Source organism: Pseudomonas sp. PF05, assembly GCF_056521845.1.
The window spans coordinates 1-525 of record NZ_JBWLPW010000083.1 but is presented as its reverse complement, the minus strand read 5'-3'; the positions used below and the strand labels follow the sequence as shown (position 1 = coordinate 525).

The following is a 525-nucleotide window of genomic DNA, read 5'->3' as shown; positions in this document are numbered from 1 at the left end:
TCCTTCATGCTGGGCGGCGAGTCCTTCAGCTTCAGCAGCCTGATGACCGGCCAGCGCAGCGAGGATGCATTGTTCGCCTCGCAGCGCATGAGCCTGGGCGGCCTGTCGTCGATTCGCGGCTACAAGGACCAGACACTGTCTGGCGACAGCGGCGGCTACTGGCGCAACGACCTGCGCTGGAGCCGTCCGGTGACCCTGCAATGGCTACGCCCGGTATTCGCCGAATACGGCACCAGCCTCGGTTATGACCAAGGCGTGATTCGCGGTAATCGCTACAACGGTAGCGAGCACGGGCGCATGTCGAGCAACTCGCTGGAGTTATTCGCCCGAGGCGAGCACCTGAGCGCCAGCGTCACCTTCGCCCATTCCCTGGAACGTCCGGATGTCCTGACCGCGCGCGAAGCGCCGATCTACTTCCGCGTGGATGTATCCATCTAAATTTCTGCTGTAACGAGACCTGATCATGGACGACCGCCAATACGCCTTCCTGGCCCGCCAGCCTTCCGCTGCCCTGCAAACCCGCGA

The 525-nt window shown here is 62.9% G+C and carries 1 protein-coding gene; it reads left to right on the top strand.

Translation table 11 applies throughout. The annotated features are described in order from the left end of the window. Positions 1–438, top strand: a 438-nt coding sequence (locus AC09SL_RS29525; protein ID WP_479572015.1) for a ShlB/FhaC/HecB family hemolysin secretion/activation protein, incomplete at its 5' end; no start/stop codon positions are given. Between the last annotated feature and the right edge of the window lie 87 nt (positions 439–525).